This is a genomic window from Variovorax sp. efr-133-TYG-130 (genome assembly GCF_030208835.1).
Classification (GTDB): Bacteria; Pseudomonadota; Gammaproteobacteria; order Burkholderiales; family Burkholderiaceae_C; genus Variovorax.
Genome location: NZ_JARVTD010000064.1, coordinates 1 through 4,989, shown reverse-complemented (window position 1 = coordinate 4,989; position 4,989 = coordinate 1). Strand labels below are relative to the sequence as shown.

Sequence of the window (4,989 nt, the reverse complement as noted above, 5' to 3'; positions counted from 1 at the left end):
AACTGCAACCCGCCGTCTTCTAGGAAAAACTGTCTCGATTAAACCGAGCAGGTCACGTGGTCGCCGGCTTCGTCGCGTCCAGGAAGTAGTGGCCCAGTTCGTGCGCAACGAGGCCGCAAAAGTCTGCGCCCCATTCCTCAACTTCCGAGCTCACGTAGATGAACATCTGCTCGCGCTGTAGCACGGCTGTCCCACCGCCGAGATCGGTATAGGACGGCGGGACTGGCTCAATCGCAATGTTCAGGACGGATTCGATTCTGTGAAGAAGGTCCTTTGCTGCAACTGGCCCGTGCGCGAGCATTGGCTCCAGCTGGGCTCGGGTCGCATGAGCTTCACTTCGAGCACGCTGGAATGGGTTCATAGGTCTCAAACTCCCAGATCAAGAAGCGCCTTGGTGTCTGCGGCAGAGAGATTTAGTGACTTCACTGCGGAAGTCCATGTTGCGGGTGCCGTCGAAAGCCGAGGTTTCACTCCTTCCGCCTTGAAAGCAGGCACTAGCCGGCGGTCAAAGCTACCCCGGAACAATGTCGACAGCAGCGACTCGGGAGCCTCGAAGGCCGACGCAAGACGTGCGAGCAACTTTCTTGGAGCCTTCACGTTTCCTGCAAGAATGCTGGAAACGAGCGGGGTTGCTGTGGGCTGAAGTCCAAGCTTCACCACCAGATTTCGAATCGAAGCGCCCTTGCAATTCGAAACTTTGGACTCGAGTGACGCCAATGTCCTCTGCAAAGAAACGCCGTGAGCCGTGCACAGAACCGTCAGTTCGGAGATCGACTTCTGATACTCCTTTGCAATGGATCGAAGGCGAACGGCGTGCCCCGGATCCAAGCGAACCATGACCTGCTCGGACGTCGAGCCATCCCACTCCTGGAGCTCGTGGCCAAGCATCTCGAAGAGCGACGTCGGGCTCGCATGAAGCGACTGTGCGACGACGTCTTCAAACCCGAAGAGCACAAATCGGCGGCAGACCTCCGCAAAACTCGTCGCCTCTTCAGCAGCGACCGAATCTAGATGTTCTTTCAAACGCAAAGGCAACGAGGCACCAAGCGTCTGCTGCCTCGCTTTCGACAGCACTCGTTCGGGCAAGGAGGACCCTTCCCTCAATGTGGCGTCAATCTCGCTTGAGTTCATTTGAACGATCTCCGATGGTGCGGCGGAAGCTGTGAGCAGAGACGCGATCTCCACGAGGACTAGCCGGATGGCCTCGTTGGAAGATGTCGCGGCCACCTGGCGTCTTCCAGCACTGGCTACTTCATAGGAGACGGACACGCGACCATCGGCATCGAGATGCAATCTGGCTGTCCGAAGAATGTTAGAAAATGTGTCCGGGAGCCGAGACAAGAGCATTTGCCCTTGAGCAAAGCCTGCCGGGTCTAGCGCGGTTCGCATAAACGCCCTCCATGGATACAGGGGCGTGCGCTTGCCCCTTGACACAAGTATAGGCGTATATCAATAATGTATCAACCCGTGGAGAATTTATGACTGCGCCAACGCTGGCTGTGGCCGTCAGGGCTGCCGTCGCAGACTGGGAGCAGGCGACTACCTTAGACCAACGCACGACTGCTCTGGCTTCTCCCAATGAACTCGGGATGACCCTTGGCAGCGCAGTGGCGAAGAAGTTGGAGAGTGCAGGCGAGAATCTGACCGCTATACGGCAAAACGCCATCGCCGCCCCATTCGTTCTTCTTGCTGGAGTGTTTGAACCTGGCGAACTGCCCGACACCCCGGATTGGTTTACGCCTGTTCCGGACGTTAGCGGAACGCAGCTGGGCCGCGCTGCGGCTATCGCTGCCCACGCTTTTCTTGGCTTGGAGACCGTTTCCTACGGCTCCGAGAACAGCGGCGAACTGTTTGTCAGTCTGACGGCGATTCCTGGCGAGGGCAAGTTTGCGCGCAAATCGCAGGGTGGGCTTCGCGGCCACACCGATGCGGTGAGCTTTCCGTTCAACGGGGACAGCGATGCCTCGAACGCCAGAATCGCGCCATCCCCCGACCTGGTGACGTTGGTTGGCCTGCGGAATCCGAACGAGGTACCAACGACAGTGATGGTGCTAGACGAAGCTCTGGCGAAGCTGTCTCCTGAGGATGTGCACGAGTTGAAGCAGGGGCAGTTTTCCATCGGGTCCCAGACGACCTTCCTCGAAGGTATGCAGGACATCCTCGGGGACGTTCACGTCGCGGTCGATGAGCCAGTGCTCAAGGACGCGGCCATCGGCACAATGGTTCGTTTTAGCCACACCAATGTGTCCGCAACCGAGCCTGGCGGGGCAGCAGAAACAGCCGCCGAGAATTTTGCAAAGGCTTGCGGCGAGATCGCCAAGCCTGTGGCGATCGAGCCGGGAGACGTGCTGCTCGTGAACAACCGGCTGTGCCTGCATGGCCGCGCAGAAGTGGGTGGCGACATCGGCGGGCACTCGAGATGGCTGCTGAGAACCTATGCCTTGAACACGGCGCAACTCGATAACAGTAGGCGGCATCTTGGTGACCGGCCAGCTCATGTCCTCTACCCGTAACAGGATCTGACGGCAGACCGCTTCGGTCACGTAGCGCGTGCCCAGGTGCTGGGTCACGATTCCGCGTTTGTCGTAATCGACTGAGGCTCGGCTCCGTTGTCGCCATAACACGCCACATGTTTAGGCAGTCGCCATCCGTTGGCCGAAATCTCTCCAGAGCGGATGAGCGCAGGCTTTCTAGTGCTGATCTTCTCGGTCTCATTGGGTCGGAAAACCACAAGGTCTGGGTGTCCAGCATCTAGGGATGGTCTGCAGAACGCGATTTGCGATTGCGACTGAACGAATAGGGTGATGGCGAGCCATTTAGGCGATCTGATCGACCAGCCCCGGCATCGATCTGCTGCGTCAGACATCCATCGTGGGGGCTTGGCGAGCCCGATTCGGGCGCTGCAGACGCACTCATCCCTTGGTCTGCATCAGCCGCCTGCGCGCCATCCACAGGTTCGACAGCGCAAACAGCGTGACGATCTGCGCCGTGTTCTTCATCAAGCCTCGGTAGCGAACCTTCGTGAACCCGAACTGCTGCTTGATCACTCGGAACGGATGCTCGACTTTGGCCCGAATGCTGGCCTTCATCTTCTCCACTCGCTCAGCCATGAACTCAGGCTCGATGAACGGATTCAGCAGCCTGCGTTTGCCCGGGCGCATCGCCACGTGCCAAGTCGGACCCGCAGCCTCCGCTCGCTTGTGTACGCCCTGGTAGCCCGAGTCACCGAACGCCGCGTGCTCCTGCCCGTGCAAGAGCGCGCCAGCGACGTTGATGTCGCTGACGTTCGCCGCTGTCCCCACTACCGTGTGTACCAAGCCCGACGCGGCATCCACACCGATGTGCGCCTTCATCCCGAAATACCACTGGTTGCCCTTCTTGACCTGATGCATCTCGGGATCACGTTCGCCTTCGGCGTTCTTGGTCGAGCTGGGCGCCGCGATCAATGTAGCGTCCACGGCCGTTCCCGTGCGCAGCATCAGGCCCTTGGCCTGCAGGATGTCGTTGACCACGCGCAGCATGTCGATGGCCAAGTCATGGGCTTCCAGCAGATGACGGAACCGCAGGATGGTGGTCTCGTCGGGCAGACGGCTCGCGCCATCACCCAGGCCGGCAAACTCCCGGTACAGGGGCACGTCGTGCAGCCCCTCTTCCATGGCCGGATCACTCAGCCCGAACCACTGCTGCAGATAATGAATGCGCAGCATCGTCTCGATGGCAAAGGGCGGGCGCCCCGTCTTGGCCCGCGGGCTGTACGGCTCGACGATCTGCACCAGTGCGCCCCACCGAACCACCCGATCCATTTCATCAAGGAACTCGCGCTTGCGCGTCTTCTTTGTCGACAGGTTCAGGCCCAAGCCGAGTTGACTCGGCGGCACTACGCGTTTGGCAATCATGGGTTCAGATCATGCAAGGCTCGGGCCTGTTTTGCAGACCATCCCTAGAGAGAGGTGACGACATGGGCATCGCGATAGGCGAGATCGTTCATCAGGAGGCTGGCTGAACCAGTTAGTGTGGTGACACTCCCCACTCTGGCATCCACAGCGGGTGGGGGCAGCCATCCCATTCGACACAGTTCGACCCGGCGAATGTCCAAGCTCGCGGGTTGCAATCACGAGGACAGTCATCGACGTCAGGTAATGGTTTCGGGCCGCAAATCTTCTGAATTAGAGGTCAGAGCAATCCTTCCAGCGGCGCGCTCACAGCTTGGGCCAGAACTTCAGGCGCCATAGCGAACGCTCGACCAGCACTGATAGTGGAGTCCAAACGTCAGGTTGATGGCGAACACGTTGACTACGCGCGCGAGCGGCGACTGGCTCCTTACGCTGCAGAGCCGCCCTTCACGCATGCCAACCTCATACTGATTGCTGTCGCCTGTCGCCTGTCGCCTGTCGCCTGTCGCCTGTCGCCTGTCGCCTGTCGCCTGTCGCCGATCAATCGTTCGCCATCCGGCCGCCCGACGGGCGACAGTCCGATCACATGTGCGTACAACGTGCTTCAGCAGAGCCTTCGTAGTCGGCACTCGCTTGGTTCGATAGTCAAGTGATCGCCTAGTGCGTTCACATCAGGTAGTTGTCCCAAGCGCCAGCCTCTTGATCCACAAACAGGCCAGAGCGACGGATAGCAGGAAGCAGCGTTTCGTCAGTAAATCTGCACCCAGTTATGCCAGGATCCGTCTGACCTCCCTTGTCCGCTTGCTCAGGGCTGTGCGCGCGACCTGCTGCGATCAGCTCAAGCAGCGCTGTATAGCCGGGCTTCCATGCGACGCAGTCTGGAAACGCGGCGCGCAGGCCCGCTAGGATGTGCATGCCCGAATAGTCAAGATCGCCGAAAAAGGCGGTTGCGAGTGGCTCACCGCCGTATAGCCACGACTTGAACTGATCGGAGGCGCCTTCTGATGTTGATTTCCATCCAGAAGTGACCCACTTGGCCGTGTGATTTCCATCTAAATCTGACCCACGTGATAACCCTAACCTGCTGCTTTTAGCA

The 4,989-nt window shown here is 59.3% G+C and carries 4 protein-coding genes and 1 pseudogene; 1 reads left to right on the top strand and 4 read right to left on the bottom strand.

All coding sequences use genetic code 11. From position 1 onward, the window contains the following. Positions 1-52: 52 nt before the first annotated feature. Positions 53-361, bottom strand: a complete 309-nt coding sequence (locus QRN67_RS33180; RefSeq protein ID WP_285415327.1) for a hypothetical protein — start codon at positions 359-361, stop codon at positions 53-55. A 5-nt stretch (positions 362-366) separates the two neighbouring features. Further along, on the bottom strand, positions 367-1,293 hold the full coding sequence (locus QRN67_RS33175) for a hypothetical protein (protein WP_285415325.1): 927 nt from the start codon (positions 1,291-1,293) through the stop codon (positions 367-369). A gap of 296 nt (positions 1,294-1,589) precedes the next feature. Between QRN67_RS33175 and QRN67_RS33170 the strand changes: the two genes are divergently transcribed. After that, positions 1,590-2,513, top strand: coding sequence for a Fe(II)-2OG oxygenase family protein (locus tag QRN67_RS33170; RefSeq protein ID WP_285415323.1), 924 nt, complete (start codon positions 1,590-1,592; stop codon positions 2,511-2,513). A gap of 399 nt (positions 2,514-2,912) precedes the next feature. On the opposite strand, the gene QRN67_RS33165 is transcribed toward QRN67_RS33170, so the two are convergent. After that, positions 2,913-3,896, bottom strand: coding sequence for an IS5 family transposase (locus QRN67_RS33165; protein WP_285415321.1), 984 nt, complete (start codon positions 3,894-3,896; stop codon positions 2,913-2,915). 663 nt (positions 3,897-4,559) lie between these two features. Next, positions 4,560-4,989, bottom strand: a pseudogene (locus QRN67_RS33160) (hypothetical protein); the annotation flags it as partial.